This is a genomic window from Kitasatospora sp. NPDC087315, from assembly GCF_044744345.1.
GTDB lineage: Bacteria > Actinomycetota > Actinomycetes > Streptomycetales > Streptomycetaceae > Kitasatospora.
On the sequence record NZ_JBIUYD010000022.1, the window covers coordinates 157368 to 171158 of the forward strand.

Sequence of the window (13791 nt, forward strand, 5' to 3'; positions counted from 1 at the left end):
ACCCAGCCGACCCCGGTGGTGCCCGGCCACAGGAGACCCCTGCCATGGCGGACCTCTCCCCCGCCGGCTCCGGCCTGCGCACCGCGCAGTTCGACGGACGCCGACTGTCGGAGGCCCTGCTTCCCCTGGAGCTCGCGCCCCGCACCCAGCTCCAGCTCTCCGCGATCAGCCGCTGGAACGCGCTGCGCGGGATACGCGTCGGCCTTGTCGCCGCCGCCCTGCTCCTCATGCTGATCGGCGCCAATCTGGCCACGCCGATCTACCCCCTGCTCCAGCAGCGGCTCGCGCTGACCCCGCTCGACACCACCGTCCTGTTCACGGTGTACGTGTTCGCGCTGGTCCCGGTGCTCGCCGTGGTCGGCCACTGGTCGGACCACCTCGGCCGACGGGCGCTGATCCTGCCCGCCGTGACCCTGGCCGCCGCCGGTGACGTGGTCTTCGCCACCTCCGGCAGCTTCTGGCAGCTGGCCCTCGGCCGGGCCGTCCAGGGCATCGCGGTGGGCCTGTCCACCGGCGCCGCCGGAGCGGCCCTCGGCGACCTGCTGCCCGACCGGCCGACCCTCGCCGCCAAACTCACCCTGGCCTGTTCCGCCGGCGGCGTCGCGCTCGGCCCGGTCGTCGGCGCACTGCTGGCCGACGGCTCCGACCCGCTGCTGACGCCCTTCCTGCTGCACGCCGTCGCCCTGCTGGCGCTCTGTGTGCCGCTCGCCCTCGTCCACCCCCGGATGCCCGGCCGCCGCCGCCCTCCGGCCTCCCCGCCGCGCATCACCACCCCGGCCCACCTACGCCCGCAGCGGCTCGCCCTGCCGGCCTCCGGCCGTCGCGAGTTCCTGCTGGCCTCCGGCGCCGGCTTCGTCTCGTACGCCGTCTTCGGTGTCTACCTCAGCCTGGCCCCGGCCTTCTCCGCCAAGCTGCTGCACACCGACTCGCACCTGGTCGGTGCCGTGGTGGCGGCCCTGCTGCTCGGCTCCTCGGCCGCCGCCCAGCTGCTCGTCCCGCCGACCGCCGACCGGCTGGTCGTCGCCCTCGGCATGGCCGGCCTCGCCGCCGGGCTCGGCCTGGTCGTCGCCGCCCAGTACACCGGCACCCCCGCGCTGCTCTTCATCGGCAGCGTCCTCGGCGGCGCCTGCCAGGGCATCGCCTTCCGCTCGCTCTTCACCACCGCCGTCGCCGCGATGAACCCCGAACGCCGGGGCTCCGAACTCAGCTCCCTCTGGGTCATCGTCTACCTCGGCAGCTCCCTCCCCATCGTCGCCGTCGGCGCCCTCGTCCAGCGCTACGGCCTCCTCCCCGCCACCAGCGGCTTCACCGCCCTGGCCGCCGCACTCTGCCTCGCCCTGGCCCTGGCGGTGGCCCGCAAACGCTAGTCGGACCAGGGACGCCGGCGGTCCGTCGGGATCTCGAACCGGAACGGCTCGGGCAATGAGACCGTTTCACCGAACTTCCAGGTCTCGAGCACACCGTACGTACCGGCCCCGCGGTCCGGCTCACCGAACAGCGTGATGCCGGGCCGCTCGGGGTCACGGTCGACCAGGAGGTAGTGCGGCACACCGCCCCGGGCGTACCCGTTCCACTTGGTGGCCTGCATCCGTCGGCTGAGCACCGGCTCCCGGTCGTTGTAGGCATTGGAGGGAGAGGTCACCTCCACCACCAGGTTCACCTGCTGCGGGTACAGGTGACGTACGTCCTCGGCGCAGCCGTGGTCGACGGTGTCCCGGTGCAGGACGACCAGGTCCGGGACATAGCCGTCGCCGATCTCGACCAGGTCGACGTTGACGCCCTGGACCACCCGCCAGGGGAACGAGGGGTCGGTGAACTCCGCGTAGTCCACCGCGCGCTGGATGTTGGAGAGAATCACCGCATGCGTGAACACCGGCGCAGGCGACACGACGAACTCCCCTCCGATCACCTCGACCCGTGTGCCGTCCTCCGGGATCCGCAGATACGCGGCAAGCTCGTCCCGGACCCACATGGCGTACGGCGAGTCGGGCAACGTCCACCGTCCGGACGCAACCACAGACATCACATCGCTCCCTTCACGGTCGCAGGGCCAGCGTGACCACCCACTCGCAGATATACCACTGCCGCGTGACGCATTCCCCCGAAGGGGAGCGTCACGCGGCAGTGGGTTGACGAGCGGCGTCCGTCAGACGTTGAAGCCCGTCCGTCAGACGTTGAAGCCGAGGGCGCGGAGCTGCTCGCGGCCGTCGTCGGTGATCTTGTCCGGGCCCCACGGCGGCATCCAGACCCAGTTGATGCGCAGGTCCTGGACGAGGCCGTCGGTGGCGGACTTGGCCTGGTCCTCGATGACGTCGGTCAGCGGGCAGGCCGCCGAGGTGAGCGTCATGTCGATGGTGGCCACGTCGGACTCGTCGATGTGGATCCCGTAGATCAGGCCCAGGTTGACGACGTCGATGCCCAGTTCGGGGTCGACGACGTCCATCAGGGCCTCGGTCAGGTCCTCGACGGAGACGGTGCCGGCGGTGGTGCCGGCGATGAGGCCCTGGCCCTCCTCCGCAGCGGGGGAAGCGGGTGCGCCGGTGGTGCCGGCGATGTCGGTGGTGTCGGTGGTGTCGGTGTCACTCATGGTTCTGTCCTCCTCTGCGGTGTCAGTCGTTGACGGCGGGTTGCCCGGCGAGCGCCTTGGCGGTGGCGTCCTTCCAGGCCATCCAGCTGAGCAGGGCGCACTTGACCCGGGCCGGGTACTTGGAGACACCGGCGAACGCGACCGCGTCCTCCAGCACCTCCTCGTCGCCCTCGCCCTGGCCCTTGCTCTGCATCAGCTCCAGGAACGCCTCCTGGACGGCCTGCGCCTCGCCGACGGTCTTGCCGACCACCAGGTCGTTCAGCACCGAGGCGCTGGCCTGGCTGATGGAACAGCCCTGTGACTCGTAGGAGACGTCCGCGACCGTGGCGCCGTCGAGCCGCACCCGCAGGGTGATCTCGTCACCGCAGGTCGGGTTGACGTGGTGCACCTCGGCGTCGCCGTCCCGCAGCCCCTTGCCGTGGGGGTTGCGGTAGTGGTCCAGGATGATGTCCTGGTACATCGAGTCGAGCTTCATGTGGTGGGCCCAGTCCCGTCAGCCGAAGAAGTTCCGGACGTGGTGCAGACCGTCGATCAGCGCGTCGACCTCGCCCGGCGTCGAGTACAGATAGAACGACGCCCGCGTGGTCGCCGGAATTCCGTACCGCAGGCAGACCGGCCGCGCGCAGTGGTGGCCGACGCGCACGGCGATGCCCTGCTCGTCCAGCACCTGGCCCACGTCGTGCGGGTGGATGTCGCCGAGCGTGAAGGAGATCGCGGCGCCCCGGTCCACGGCCGTGCGCGGACCGATGATCCGCAGGTCGGGGACCTCCAGCAGGCGCTCCACCGCGTACTCGGTGATGGCGTGCTCGTGCGCGGCGATCTTCTCCATGCCGATGCCCGACAGGTAGTCGATGGCCGCCCCGAGCCCGACCGCCTGCGCGATCGGCGGGGTGCCCGCCTCGAACTTGTGCGGCGCCGGGGCATAGGTGGACGAGCCCATCGTGACGGTCTCGATCATCTCGCCGCCGCCCAGGAACGGCGGGAGGTCCTCCAGCAGCTCCTGGCGGCCCCAGAGCACGCCGATGCCGGTCGGGGCCAGCATCTTGTGGCCGGTGAAGGCGACGAAGTCGGCCTCCAGCGCCTGCACGTCCAGCACCATGTGCGGCGCGGCCTGCGAGGCGTCGATGACGACCAGCGCGCCGACCGACTGGGCCTTGCGCACGATGGTCTCGACCGGGTTGACGGTGCCCAGCAGGTTGGAGACCAGGGTGAACGAGACCACCTTGGTCTTCTCGGTGATCAGCTCGTCGATGTTCGACAGGTCGAGCCGGCCCTCGTCGGTCAGCCCGAACCACTTCAGCTTCGCGCCGGTGCGCTGCGAGAGCAGCTGCCACGGGACGATGTTGGAGTGGTGCTCCATCTCCGTGATGACGATCTCGGAGTCGGCGTCCACCCGGTAGGGCTCGTCGGCCCAGCCGAGCATGTTGGCGACCAGGTTGAGCGACTCCGAGGCGTTCTTGGTGAAGATCACCTCGTTGCGGCTGGGCGCGTTGACGAACGCCGCGACCTTGTCGCGGGCGCCCTCGTACAGCGCCGTGGCCTCCTCGGCCAGCACGTGCACCCCGCGGTGCACATTGGCGTTGTGCTGCTCGTAGTAGGCGGTCAGGGCTTCCAGCACCTGGCGCGGCTTCTGCGAGGTGGCCGCGTTGTCCAGGTAGACCAGTGGCTTGTCGCCGTGCAGCACGCGCTGCAGGACCGGGAAGTCCTTGCGGATCGCGTCGGTGTCGAGCAGGCCCGACAGGGGGTTGGTCACTCGGAAGCGCCGCCCTTCACGTAAGCCTCGTAGCCCTCGTTCTCCAGCTTGTCGGCCAGCTCCGCGCCGCCGGACTCGACGATGCGGCCGGCCGCGAAGACGTGGACGTAGTCGGGCTTGATGTACCGCAGGATGCGGGTGTAGTGCGTGACCAGCAGGGTGCCGACCTCGCCGGTCGAGCGGACCCGGTTGATGCCCTCGGAGACGACCCGCAGCGCGTCGACGTCCAGGCCGGAGTCGGTCTCGTCGAGGATCGCGATCTTCGGCTTGAGCAGCTCCAGCTGGAGGATCTCGTGGCGCTTCTTCTCGCCGCCGGAGAAGCCCTCGTTGACGTTGCGCTCGGCGAAGGCCGGGTCCATCTGGAGGGCGGCCATCGCCTCCTTGACCTCCTTCACCCAGGTGCGCAGCTTCGGGGCCTCGCCGCGGACGGCGGTGGCGGCGGTCCGCAGGAAGTTGCTGACCGAGACGCCCGGGACCTCGACCGGGTACTGCATGGCCAGGAAGACGCCGGCCCGGGCGCGCTCGTCGACGGACATCTCCAGGACGTCCTCGCCGTCCAGCAGCACCGAGCCGCTGGTGACGGTGTACTTCGGGTGACCGGCCAGCGAGTACGCGAGGGTGGACTTGCCGGAGCCGTTCGGACCCATGATCGCGTGGGTCTCGCCCTGCTTCACGGTCAGGTCCACGCCCTTCAGGATCTCCCGGGGGCCGTTCTCGGCCTCGACGGAGACGTGCAGGTCGCGGATTTCAAGGGTTGCCATGTGTACTCAGGACTCCTGGTTGACGGAGACGAGCACATCGTCCCCTTCGATCTTTACGGGGTAGACAGCGACCGGCTTGGTGGCGGGCAGGCCGGAGGGCTTGCCGGTGCGCAGGTCGAAGCTGGAGCCGTGCAGCCAGCACTCGATCATGCAGTCCTCGACCTCGCCCTCCGAGAGCGAGACGTTCGCGTGCGAGCAGGTGTCGTTGATCGCGAACACCCCCTCGTCGGTACGGACGATGGAGACCGGCACACCGTTGAGGTCGACGCGCTTGGGCACGTCCTCCTGCAGGTCGCTCAGCGCGCAGGCACGCAGGAAACTCATCAGACCGCCGCTTCCAGCTCGGCCTCGATCTTCTCCATCAGCTGGTCCTGGATCTCGGCGACGCCGATCTGCTGGACCAGCTCGGCGAAGAAGCCGCGGACGACCAGGCGGCGGGCCTCGCCGGCCGGGATGCCGCGGGCCTGCAGGTAGAAGAGCTGCTCGTCGTCGAAGCGGCCGGTCGCGGAGGCGTGGCCGGCGCCGACGATCTCGCCGGTCTCGATCTCCAGGTTGGGGATGGAGTCGACCCGGGCGCCGTCGGTGAGCACCAGGTTGCGGTTGTGCTCGTAGGTGTCGGTGCCCTCGGCGGCGGCGCGGATCAGCACGTCGCCGACCCAGACGGCGTGCGCGTCCTGGCCCTGCAGCGCGCCCTTGTACACCACGTTGGAGCGGCAGTGCGGGGTGTCGTGGTCGATGACCAGACGGTGCTCCAGGTGCTGGCCGGCGTCGGCGAAGTAGAGGCCGAAGAGTTCGGCCTCGCCGCCGGGCGCGGCGTACCTGACCCGCGGGTGGATGCGGACCAGGTCGCCGCCGAAGGTGACGACCACGGACTTCAGCGAGGCGTCCCGGCCGATCAGGGCGGTCTGCTGGGCGGCGTGCACCGCGTCCCGGTCCCAGTCCTGGACGGAGACGAAGGTGAGCTTGGCGCCGTCGCCGACCAGCAGCTCGACGTTGGCCGCGCGGGTGCCGGTGCCGGTGTGGTTGATCACGACCACGGCCTCGGCGAACGGCTTGACGTCGATCACCACGTGGGCGAAGCGGGTGCCGCCCTCGCCGTGCACGTCGATCTTCACCGGCTCGGTGAGCACCGTCTCCTTGGGGACGGTGACCACGAGCGCCTGCTCGAAGCCGCTGAACGCCTGCGCCGCGACCCGGTCGACCGGCTTGCCCGCCTTGCCCAGGCGGGCGTCGTCGCGGCCGACGGTCTCGGCGGTGACGCCGTCCGGCAGGCTCAGCTCGACCTTGTCCTCGCCCTGGGCGGCCTGCGCCGCGGAGCCGTCGTGCAGGCCGCCCAGCCGGTGCAGCGGGGTGAAGCGCCAGTCCTCCTCGCGGCCGGTCGGCACCGGGAAGTCGCCGACCTCGTACGAGGGCTCGACGGCGACGCGGGCGTCGATCGGCTGCTGGACGGTGGCGCGGCCGGTGCCGGGGCCGGCGAGCTGCGCGCCCGCGCCGGCCGTACCGACCTCGATCGAACCGGCGGTGGTGGAGCCGGTGGGGGTGTTGACGTCAGCCATGGCTGTCGTGGTGCTCTCTTCCTCAAAAAGTGCGGACTGGACTGCGTGCGGCCGTTCGTCAGCCGACGGAGCCCTCCATCTGCAGCTCGATCAGCCGGTTCAGCTCCAGCGCGTACTCCATCGGCAGCTCGCGGGCGATCGGCTCGACGAAGCCGCGGACGATCATCGCCATCGCCTCGAACTCGGTCATGCCCCGGCTCATCAGGTAGAACAGCTGGTCCTCGCTGACCTTGGAGACCGTCGCCTCGTGGCCCATGGACACGTCGTCCTCGCGGACGTCCACGTACGGGTAGGTGTCCGAGCGGGAGATGGTGTCGACCAGCAGCGCGTCGCAGAGCACGTTGGACTTGGCGCCCTTGGAGCCCTCGCCGATCTCGATCAGGCCGCGGTAGGAGGTGCGGCCGCCGCCTCGCGCCACCGACTTGGAGACGATGTTGGAGGAGGTGTTCGGCGCCATGTGGACCATCTTGGCGCCGGCGTCCTGGTGCTGGCCCTCGCCGGCGAAGGCGATCGACAGGGTCTCGCCCTTGGCGTGCTCGCCCATCAGGTAGACGGCCGGGTACTTCATGGTGACCTTGGAGCCGATGTTGCCGTCGACCCACTCCATGGTCGCGCCCTCGTACGCCACGGCGCGCTTGGTGACCAGGTTGTAGACGTTGTTCGACCAGTTCTGGATGGTCGTGTAGCGGCAGCGGCCGCCCTTCTTGACGATGATCTCGACGACCGCGGAGTGCAGCGAGTCGGAGGAGTAGATCGGCGCGGTGCAGCCCTCGACGTAGTGGACGTAGGCGTCCTCGTCGACGATGATCAGCGTCCGCTCGAACTGGCCCATGTTCTCGGTGTTGATCCGGAAGTAGGCCTGGAGCGGGATGTCGACGTGGACACCCTTCGGCACGTAGATGAAGGACCCGCCGGACCAGACCGCCGTGTTCAGCGCGGCGAACTTGTTGTCACCGGCCGGGATGACGGTGCCGAAGTACTCCTTGAAGATCTCCGGGTGCTCGCGCAGCGCGGTGTCGGTGTCCAGGAAGATGACGCCCTGCTGCTCCAGGTCCTCGCGGATCTGGTGGTAGACGACCTCGGACTCGTACTGCGCGGCGACACCGGCGACCAGGCGCTGCTTCTCCGCCTCCGGGATGCCCAGCTTGTCGTAGGTCGCCTTGATGTCCGCGGGCAGGTCCTCCCAGGACTCGGCCTGCTTCTCGGTGGAGCGGACGAAGTACTTGATGTTGTCGAAGTCGATGCCGGAGAGGTCGGAGCCCCAGGTCGGCATGGGCTTCTTGCCGAACAGCTTCAGGCCCTTGAGACGCAGGTTGAGCATCCACTCGGACTCGTTCTTCTTCGCCGAGATGTCGCGGACGACGTCCTCGCTGAGCCCTCGCTTGGCGGTGGCACCGGCGGTGTCCGGGTCCGCCCAGCCGTACTCGTAGGTGCCCAGGCCTTCGAGCTCCGGGTGCGAAACGGTGTCAGTCATGCGAGCTTCCTAACGCGCGGACGCTGAATCTTCGGTGGACGTACCGGCAGTCGGCACTGCATCGGAGTCCTCGCCTGCGGTACGCGGGGTGGACGACGATGCGGCACCGGGTGCCGGCACATAGGTGGTGCAGACCCCGTCGCCGTGGGCGATGGTGGCCAGTCGTTGCACATGGGTGCCCAGGAGCCGGGAGAAGACCTCGGTCTCCGCCTCGCAGAGCTGGGGGAACTGCTCGGCGATGTGCGCGACCGGGCAGTGGTGCTGGCAGAGCTGGGCGCCCGCCGGGGCCTTGGCCGCGGCCGACGGGACCCGCCGCACCGTGGCAGCGTACCCGTCCGCGCTCAGCGCCTGGGCGAGCGCCTCGGTGCGCTCGCCGGCCGCCGCCTGCCGCAGGGCTTCGAGATACTTCTCGCCCTGCTTGCCGAACCGGGCCCGGGCGAAGGCGGCGACCGCCTCCTCGCCCGCCTTGCCGCCGCCCACCGAGTCGGCGATCCAGCGCAGCGCGTCGGCCGCGAGCTGGTCGTACGCCTGGTAGAAGGCGTCCCGCCCGCCGTCGGTGAGGGCGAAGACCTTGGCCGGGCGGCCCCGGCCGCGGCTGCCGTAGACCCGCTGCTCGCGGGACTCGACCAGGCCGGCGACGGTCAGGCCGTCCAGGTGGCGGCGGACGGCGGCGGTGGTCAGACCGAGCCGGTTCGCCAGGTCGGCGGCGGAGGAGGGGCCGTGGTCGAGGATCGACCGCGCGACCCGGTCCCGGGTGGCGCGGTGGCCGTCCAGCAGCACCTCGGCCGCCGTCGCGGGCACGGCGCAGCCGGGGGCCGTCTCGGCCTCCTGGTGCGTGGTGTGCTCGCGCATGTTTTTCACAACACCAGTGTTGCGTAATTACTTCCGTCGGGACAAGCCGTGACCGATACCTCATCGGTGGCATCTGTCACGCAGGCAAGCCTTACCTGGCCTGGAAAAACGATCAAAGAGGCCGCCGTCGGGGTGCGGCGTGCGCGCCTCTTACACTCGCCGGTATGCACTCCGGACCCGCGGTCCAGATCACCGGGCTGGTCAAGCGCTACGGCGCGAAGACCGCGGTGGACGGTCTCGACCTCACCCTCGCACGCGGCGCCATCACCGCCGTCCTCGGCCCCAACGGCGCCGGCAAGACCACCACCATCGAGACCTGCGAGGGCTACCGCCGCCCGGACGCCGGCACCGTCCGCGTCCTCGGCCTCGACCCGGTCGCCCAGAGCGCGCGGCTGCGGCCCCGGATCGGCGTGATGCTGCAGTCCGGCGGCGTCTACGCGGGCGCGCGCGCCGTCGAGATGCTCCGGCACACCGCGAAGCTGCACGCCCACCCGCTGGACGTGGACGCCCTGGTCGAACGCCTCGGCCTCGACTCCTGCGGCCGCACCACCTACCGCCGGCTCTCCGGCGGCCAGCAGCAGCGCCTCGCCCTCGCCATGGCCGTGGTCGGCCGCCCCGAACTCGTCTTCCTGGACGAGCCCACCGCGGGCCTCGACCCGCAGGCCCGCCGCGCCACCTGGGACCTGGTCCGCGACCTGCGCCGGGACGGCGTGACCGTGGTCGTCACCACGCACCACATGGACGAGGCCGAGCAGCTCGCCGACCAGGTCGCGATCGTCGACCGGGGCCGGGTCATCGCCACCGGCACCCCCGACGAGCTCTGCCGCGGCGGCGCCGAGAGCAGCCTGCGCTTCGACGGCCCGCCCGGCCTCGACCTCGCCACCCTGCTCAAGGAGCTGCCGGACGGCGCGACCGCCGCCGAGACCGCCCCCGGCAGCTACCGCGTGGAGGCCCCCGTCGATCCGCAGCTGCTGGCCACCGTCACCGGCTGGTGCGCCGCCACCGGCATCCTCCCCGAGCGCCTCACCGTGCAGCGGCGCAGCCTCGAAGACGTCTTCCTCGACCTGACCGGACGGGACCTCCGCTCGTGACCACGACCACCGACTACTCGCCGCGGCCGGGCGCCGCCCCCGTCGGCCGGATGCTGCTCGCCCAGACCGCCTTCGAGACGAAGATGCTGCTGCGCAACGGTGAGCAGCTGCTGCTCACCGTGATCATCCCGACCGTGCTGCTGGTGCTGTTCTCCTCGGTGGACATCGTCGCCGTGGACGGCCCCGGCAAGCGGGTCGACTTCCTGGCACCCGGGCTGCTCGCGCTCGCCGTGATGTCCACCGCCTTCACCGGGCAGGCCATCGCCACCGGGTTCGAACGGCGCTACGGGGTGCTGAAGCGGCTCGGCGCCAGCCCGCTCCCCCGCTGGGCGCTGCTCACCGCCAAGACGGGCTGTGTGCTGGTCACCGAGGCGCTGCAGGTAGCGCTGCTCTCGGTGATCGCCCTCGCCCTCGGCTGGTCCCCGCAGGGCAACCCCCTCGCCGTTCTCGCCCTCCTCGTCCTCGGCACCGCCGCCTTCTCCGGGCTCGGCCTGCTGATGGCCGGCACCCTGCGGGCCGAGGCCACGCTGGCCGCCGCCAACCTGGTCTTCATCCTGCTGCTGCTGGCCGGCGGGGTGATCGTCCCGCTGAGCAAGTTCCCGTCCGCCGTCCAGTCGGTGCTGGAACTCCTCCCGATCGCCGCCCTCTCCGACGGCCTGCGCTCGGTGCTCCAGACCGGCGCCGGCGTCCCCTGGGCCGACCTCGGCATCCTGACCGGCTGGGCCGTCCTCGCCCTGGCCGCGGCCGCCCGCTTCTTCCGCTGGGAGTGAGCGGGGCGACGACGGGCAACCGGTCGCCGGACACAGAGCAGACGGGCCCTCGCCGCTTCGGCGAGGGCCCGTCCGCTGTCTGCGGGGTCAGGCGGGTATGCGGTGACGTCCCTGGGGGGTGGGGTTGTGGGTTTCGGGGCCGTAGTGGCCGGCCTGGCGGGCGATCCAGGTGTATTCGGCGGTGCCGTCGGGGAGTTGGCGCAGTTCCCAGCGGCCGTGGTGGGTGATCGGGGGCGGTGGCGGGGTGGCTGCCCGCTCGCCGGGGTGCGGCATCCTCAGGGTCGCGAGGACGCCGAGGACGACGGTGGCGATCGCGAGGGCGAGGAGGGCCACGAACGCCGTGCCGATCAGGAAGTTGACGGTGCCGGGTGTCATCGGCGGATTCCGAGGACGCGGGTGCCGAGGTGGGCGGCGAGGCCGTGGAGGAGTTCCTCGGCCTGGTCGCGGGTGAGGGGGAAGGCGAGCTGTTCGCCGGGGCCGGCGGCCACGTCCAGGTCGACGGCGAGGCGGAGCTGGACGGTGGCGTCGGGGACGTGTTCGACGGTGAGGTAGGGGACGGTGGTGCGCTCGACGTGGGCCGGCTGGGTGGAGCTGGTGGCGAGGGGGATCACGACTCCCACGGGTCACCGCCCCGCCCGGCTTCGTGGAGCAGGTGGAGGAGGTTGAGGAGCGTGCTGACGGGCGCGTTGCCGAAGTCGATCAGGACGCGGCCGTCGACGGTGCCGTTGTGGGTGGTGGCGGAGCCCCAGAGGATGCCGTGGGGGCGGCCTCGCTCGCGGAGTTCGCCGAGGAGGGCGGTGACCTGGGCGTCGGTGTAGTCGCGCATCCGGGGGTCGTCCGGGGCGAGGGGCCGGTGGCGGGCGTTCACGCGGCCGCGTCCAGCTCGAACCATACGATTTTACCGTTTTTGCGGGGCGTGGTGCCGAAGCGGTGGGTGAGCTCGCGGACCAGGTGCAGGCCCCGGCCGGACTGCGCGTAGGGGTCGGCGCACTCGTGCGGCTCGGGCAGCACGGGGTTGTCGTCGCTGACGCAGACGCGCAGGCTGCGGCCTTCGAGGAGGAGGATGACGACGGTCGGCGCGGGGCTCCCGCCGTGCTTCCAGGCGTTGAAGTACAGCTCGTGGAGGGCGAGTTCGGCGTCGTGGATGGCGTCGTCCGGCCATCCGGCGAGGGACATCGCGTCACTCAGCTCCGCACGGGCGGCGGACCAGTCGGGGATTTCGGGCAGGCTGAAGGCACACATAAGGGGAACCTCCGTGAGGGTGCGGGTGTGGGGTTCGTCGTTCACCGGCGGAAACATCGCCGTGAGCCAGGCCAGAACGGGACTGGTGACGCCACGCATGGCTGCTCTGCGGTGCGGGGGCAGCAGGCGCCTACTGCCCGGGAAACAGGCGTTACTGACGATCCGTCGGATCGACCTGGCGACGACCATAACGCACATCGATGGTAACTTTTACATGGATTCGCGATGTTCCCTCTAACGTGGCAACGACAGCCCGAACACCGGCTCCGAATGGACCGATGTCCAGCCAGCACGGCAGACTGAGAACACCCCTGGCCCGGAAGGAACCCATGGCTCGACCGAATCCAACGCTCCGTCAACGAAGGCTGGGCGCAGAGCTGCGAAGGATGCGCGAGCAAGCCGGCTTCGGCGGAAGCCAGCTCGGCCGCGCGGTCGGAATGAACCCCGCCCAGGTGACGCAGATGGAGTCAGGGAAGATCGGCATCAGCGTGGAACGCCTGCGTACGATCGCCTCAGCGTGCATGTGCGTCAATCAGCCTCTGATCGACGCTCTCGCCGACATCATCACGGAGCGCGAGAAGCCCGGCTGGTGGGAGGAGTACCGCGGAACCCTGGCCACGGACTTCCTTGAGGTCGCGGAGCTCGAAGGCCACGCGCGGAGGCTCTCGACCTACACGATCACGTTCGTCCCTGGACTACTTCAAGCCAGCGTCTACGCCTCTGCGGTATTTTCCCAAGCCTTCCCACCCCCGCCACGCCATGAGGTCGACCTCAGGACAGCCTTCCGCATACAACGGCAACGGGTTGTCCGCTCTGGCGGAACTTCATACTCTGCGTTCATCCATGAGGCGGCACTGCGCATGCAGTTCAGCGGACCAAAAGTCCTCACTGAACAACTCGACGCGCTACTTGAGGATTCAGAGCACCCGGGAATCTCGATCCGAGCGGTACCTTTCGACATCGGTTCCCTACCTGGCCCCAGCGAAAACTTCACCTACGCTGAGGGTCCGATCCCTGAACTGGATGTCGCACAGATGGACACGGGACATGGAAGCCAGCTCTACGACTCCCCGGCCCACCTGGCAAGCTTCCGAGAGATCCTCACTCGGACGGCGTCCGTCGCCCTCTCGGAAGACGAGTCCCGAGACTTCATTCGCTCCATCAAGAAGGAAATGGAAAGCAAGCGTGGCTAGCTCCGTTTGGCAGAAGTCCAGCTACTCCGCCGCAAACGACACGTGTGTCGAAGTCCGCACCGTCAACGGGCTGGTCGAGCTTCGCGAATCCGACACCGGCGACATCATCGTCCGCACCACCCCCACCAAGTTCGCCAAGTTCCTCCAAGGCATCAAGGCAGGCGAATTCGACCACCACGCCTGACCCACGCCAACCAGCAACACCCCTCACGACCTGGGGCTGAGATGTTCAACACCAACTGGCAGAAATCCAGCTACTCCGCCGCAAGCGACAACTGCATCGAAGTGCGTACCGTCAACGGCCTGGTCGAACTACGCGAATCCGACACCGGCGACATCATCGTCCGCACCACCCCCACCAAATTCGCCAAGTTCCTCCAAGGCGCCAAAGCCGGCGAATTCGACCACCACGCCTGACCCACCGCCTGACCCCCACACCCACCGGCGGGCCCCCCCCCAACCCCCCCGGGGGCCCCCCGGTCCCCCCCCCGCAAACACCAGTGCCCCACACC

At 69.9% G+C, this 13791-nt stretch carries 19 protein-coding genes; 6 read left to right on the top strand and 13 right to left on the bottom strand.

Annotated elements, in window-relative coordinates; all coding sequences use genetic code 11:
* Positions 1-44 precede the first annotated feature (44 nt).
* Positions 45-1367 (top strand): MFS transporter, encoded by a 1323-nt coding sequence (locus ACIO5D_RS28775; protein ID WP_400653873.1) that lies wholly within the window; start codon positions 45-47, stop codon positions 1365-1367.
* Here ACIO5D_RS28775 and ACIO5D_RS28780 read toward each other — a convergent pair.
* The 9 genes from ACIO5D_RS28780 to ACIO5D_RS28820 all read right to left on the bottom strand — a co-directional run bounded on the left by ACIO5D_RS28780 (position 1364) and on the right by ACIO5D_RS28820 (position 8983).
* Positions 1364-2023, bottom strand: a complete 660-nt coding sequence (locus tag ACIO5D_RS28780) for a Uma2 family endonuclease (RefSeq protein ID WP_400653871.1) — start codon at positions 2021-2023, stop codon at positions 1364-1366. The two genes, ACIO5D_RS28775 and ACIO5D_RS28780, sit on opposite strands and share 4 nt — an antisense overlap.
* Before the next feature lie 144 nt (positions 2024-2167).
* The gene (locus tag ACIO5D_RS28785; protein ID WP_363613513.1) at positions 2168-2587 is read right to left on the bottom strand and encodes a metal-sulfur cluster assembly factor; all 420 of its coding nucleotides are present in this window, start codon (positions 2585-2587) and stop codon (positions 2168-2170) included.
* A 22-nt stretch (positions 2588-2609) separates the two neighbouring features.
* On the bottom strand, positions 2610-3062 hold the full coding sequence (gene sufU, locus ACIO5D_RS28790) for a Fe-S cluster assembly sulfur transfer protein SufU (RefSeq protein WP_363613511.1): 453 nt from the start codon (positions 3060-3062) through the stop codon (positions 2610-2612).
* Positions 3063-3080: 18 nt separating this feature from the next.
* On the bottom strand, positions 3081-4340 hold the full coding sequence (locus tag ACIO5D_RS28795; RefSeq protein ID WP_363613509.1) for a cysteine desulfurase: 1260 nt from the start codon (positions 4338-4340) through the stop codon (positions 3081-3083).
* Positions 4337-5101: a Fe-S cluster assembly ATPase SufC gene (gene sufC, locus ACIO5D_RS28800; RefSeq protein WP_363613507.1), complete on the bottom strand. Its 765-nt coding sequence runs from the start codon at positions 5099-5101 to the stop codon at positions 4337-4339. Before sufC ends, ACIO5D_RS28795 begins: the two co-directional genes overlap by 4 nt.
* A gap of 6 nt (positions 5102-5107) precedes the next feature.
* Positions 5108-5425, bottom strand: coding sequence for a bifunctional 3-phenylpropionate/cinnamic acid dioxygenase ferredoxin subunit (locus ACIO5D_RS28805; protein ID WP_188303622.1), 318 nt, complete (start codon positions 5423-5425; stop codon positions 5108-5110).
* Complete coding sequence (gene sufD / locus ACIO5D_RS28810) at positions 5425-6657, bottom strand: Fe-S cluster assembly protein SufD (protein ID WP_363613505.1); 1233 nt, start codon at positions 6655-6657, stop codon at positions 5425-5427. Before sufD ends, ACIO5D_RS28805 begins: the two co-directional genes overlap by 1 nt.
* A 58-nt stretch (positions 6658-6715) precedes the next feature.
* Positions 6716-8131, bottom strand: a complete 1416-nt coding sequence (sufB, locus tag ACIO5D_RS28815; RefSeq protein WP_400653865.1) for a Fe-S cluster assembly protein SufB — start codon at positions 8129-8131, stop codon at positions 6716-6718.
* Between the two features lie 9 nt (positions 8132-8140).
* A complete protein-coding gene (locus ACIO5D_RS28820; protein ID WP_400653863.1) occupies positions 8141-8983 on the bottom strand; it encodes a helix-turn-helix transcriptional regulator in 843 nt (280 codons plus the stop codon).
* A gap of 164 nt (positions 8984-9147) precedes the next feature.
* On the opposite strand from ACIO5D_RS28820, the gene ACIO5D_RS28825 reads away from it, so the two are divergent.
* The gene (locus ACIO5D_RS28825; protein ID WP_400757817.1) at positions 9148-10074 is read left to right on the top strand and encodes an ABC transporter ATP-binding protein; all 927 of its coding nucleotides are present in this window, start codon (positions 9148-9150) and stop codon (positions 10072-10074) included.
* Between the two features lie 50 nt (positions 10075-10124).
* Complete coding sequence (locus ACIO5D_RS28830; protein WP_363613565.1) at positions 10125-10844, top strand: ABC transporter permease; 720 nt, start codon at positions 10125-10127, stop codon at positions 10842-10844.
* A gap of 87 nt (positions 10845-10931) precedes the next feature.
* On the opposite strand, the gene ACIO5D_RS28835 is transcribed toward ACIO5D_RS28830, so the two are convergent.
* From ACIO5D_RS28835 to ACIO5D_RS28850, 4 genes are read right to left on the bottom strand one after another with little or no spacing between them, the layout of a single operon-like run.
* A complete protein-coding gene (locus tag ACIO5D_RS28835; protein ID WP_400798768.1) occupies positions 10932-11219 on the bottom strand; it encodes a hypothetical protein in 288 nt (95 codons plus the stop codon).
* Complete coding sequence (locus tag ACIO5D_RS28840) at positions 11216-11464, bottom strand: hypothetical protein (protein WP_363609341.1); 249 nt, start codon at positions 11462-11464, stop codon at positions 11216-11218. The genes ACIO5D_RS28835 and ACIO5D_RS28840 overlap by 4 nt, the downstream gene beginning before the upstream one ends.
* A complete protein-coding gene (locus ACIO5D_RS28845) occupies positions 11452-11712 on the bottom strand; it encodes a hypothetical protein (RefSeq protein WP_400756299.1) in 261 nt (86 codons plus the stop codon). The genes ACIO5D_RS28840 and ACIO5D_RS28845 overlap by 13 nt, the downstream gene beginning before the upstream one ends.
* Positions 11709-12131, bottom strand: a complete 423-nt coding sequence (locus ACIO5D_RS28850; RefSeq protein WP_400798770.1) for an ATP-binding protein — start codon at positions 12129-12131, stop codon at positions 11709-11711. Before ACIO5D_RS28850 ends, ACIO5D_RS28845 begins: the two co-directional genes overlap by 4 nt.
* A 284-nt stretch (positions 12132-12415) precedes the next feature.
* Between ACIO5D_RS28850 and ACIO5D_RS28855 the strand changes: the two genes are divergently transcribed.
* Genes ACIO5D_RS28855 through ACIO5D_RS28865 form a run of 3 tightly spaced genes read left to right on the top strand, consistent with a single transcriptional unit; the run spans position 12416 to position 13696 of the window.
* Positions 12416-13279 (top strand): helix-turn-helix domain-containing protein, encoded by an 864-nt coding sequence (locus tag ACIO5D_RS28855; protein WP_400798778.1) that lies wholly within the window; start codon positions 12416-12418, stop codon positions 13277-13279.
* The gene (locus ACIO5D_RS28860; RefSeq protein WP_400798773.1) at positions 13272-13463 is read left to right on the top strand and encodes a DUF397 domain-containing protein; all 192 of its coding nucleotides are present in this window, start codon (positions 13272-13274) and stop codon (positions 13461-13463) included. The genes ACIO5D_RS28855 and ACIO5D_RS28860 overlap by 8 nt, the downstream gene beginning before the upstream one ends.
* 41 nt (positions 13464-13504) lie before the next feature.
* On the top strand, positions 13505-13696 hold the full coding sequence (locus ACIO5D_RS28865) for a DUF397 domain-containing protein (protein ID WP_400653851.1): 192 nt from the start codon (positions 13505-13507) through the stop codon (positions 13694-13696).
* Positions 13697-13791 lie beyond the last annotated feature (95 nt).

Excerpts from the sequence above, each read along its gene's own strand:
- sufU (WP_363613511.1), bottom strand. The coding sequence starts at position 3,062 with ATGAAGCTCGACTCGATGTACCAGGACATCATCCTGGACCACTACCGC.
- ACIO5D_RS28825 (WP_400757817.1), top strand. The coding sequence starts at position 9,148 with ATGCACTCCGGACCCGCGGTCCAGATCACCGGGCTGGTCAAGCGCTAC.
- ACIO5D_RS28785 (WP_363613513.1), bottom strand. The coding sequence starts at position 2,587 with ATGAGTGACACCGACACCACCGACACCACCGACATCGCCGGCACCACC.
- ACIO5D_RS28865 (WP_400653851.1), top strand. The coding sequence starts at position 13,505 with ATGTTCAACACCAACTGGCAGAAATCCAGCTACTCCGCCGCAAGCGAC.
- ACIO5D_RS28830 (WP_363613565.1), top strand. The coding sequence starts at position 10,125 with ATGCTGCTCGCCCAGACCGCCTTCGAGACGAAGATGCTGCTGCGCAAC.
- ACIO5D_RS28775 (WP_400653873.1), top strand. The coding sequence starts at position 45 with ATGGCGGACCTCTCCCCCGCCGGCTCCGGCCTGCGCACCGCGCAGTTC.
- ACIO5D_RS28855 (WP_400798778.1), top strand. The coding sequence starts at position 12,416 with ATGGCTCGACCGAATCCAACGCTCCGTCAACGAAGGCTGGGCGCAGAG.
- sufC (WP_363613507.1), bottom strand. The coding sequence starts at position 5,101 with ATGGCAACCCTTGAAATCCGCGACCTGCACGTCTCCGTCGAGGCCGAG.
- ACIO5D_RS28805 (WP_188303622.1), bottom strand. The coding sequence starts at position 5,425 with ATGAGTTTCCTGCGTGCCTGCGCGCTGAGCGACCTGCAGGAGGACGTG.
- ACIO5D_RS28820 (WP_400653863.1), bottom strand. The coding sequence starts at position 8,983 with ATGCGCGAGCACACCACGCACCAGGAGGCCGAGACGGCCCCCGGCTGC.
- ACIO5D_RS28780 (WP_400653871.1), bottom strand. The coding sequence starts at position 2,023 with ATGTCTGTGGTTGCGTCCGGACGGTGGACGTTGCCCGACTCGCCGTAC.
- sufB (WP_400653865.1), bottom strand. The coding sequence starts at position 8,131 with ATGACTGACACCGTTTCGCACCCGGAGCTCGAAGGCCTGGGCACCTAC.
- ACIO5D_RS28835 (WP_400798768.1), bottom strand. The coding sequence starts at position 11,219 with ATGACACCCGGCACCGTCAACTTCCTGATCGGCACGGCGTTCGTGGCC.
- sufD (WP_363613505.1), bottom strand. The coding sequence starts at position 6,657 with ATGGCTGACGTCAACACCCCCACCGGCTCCACCACCGCCGGTTCGATC.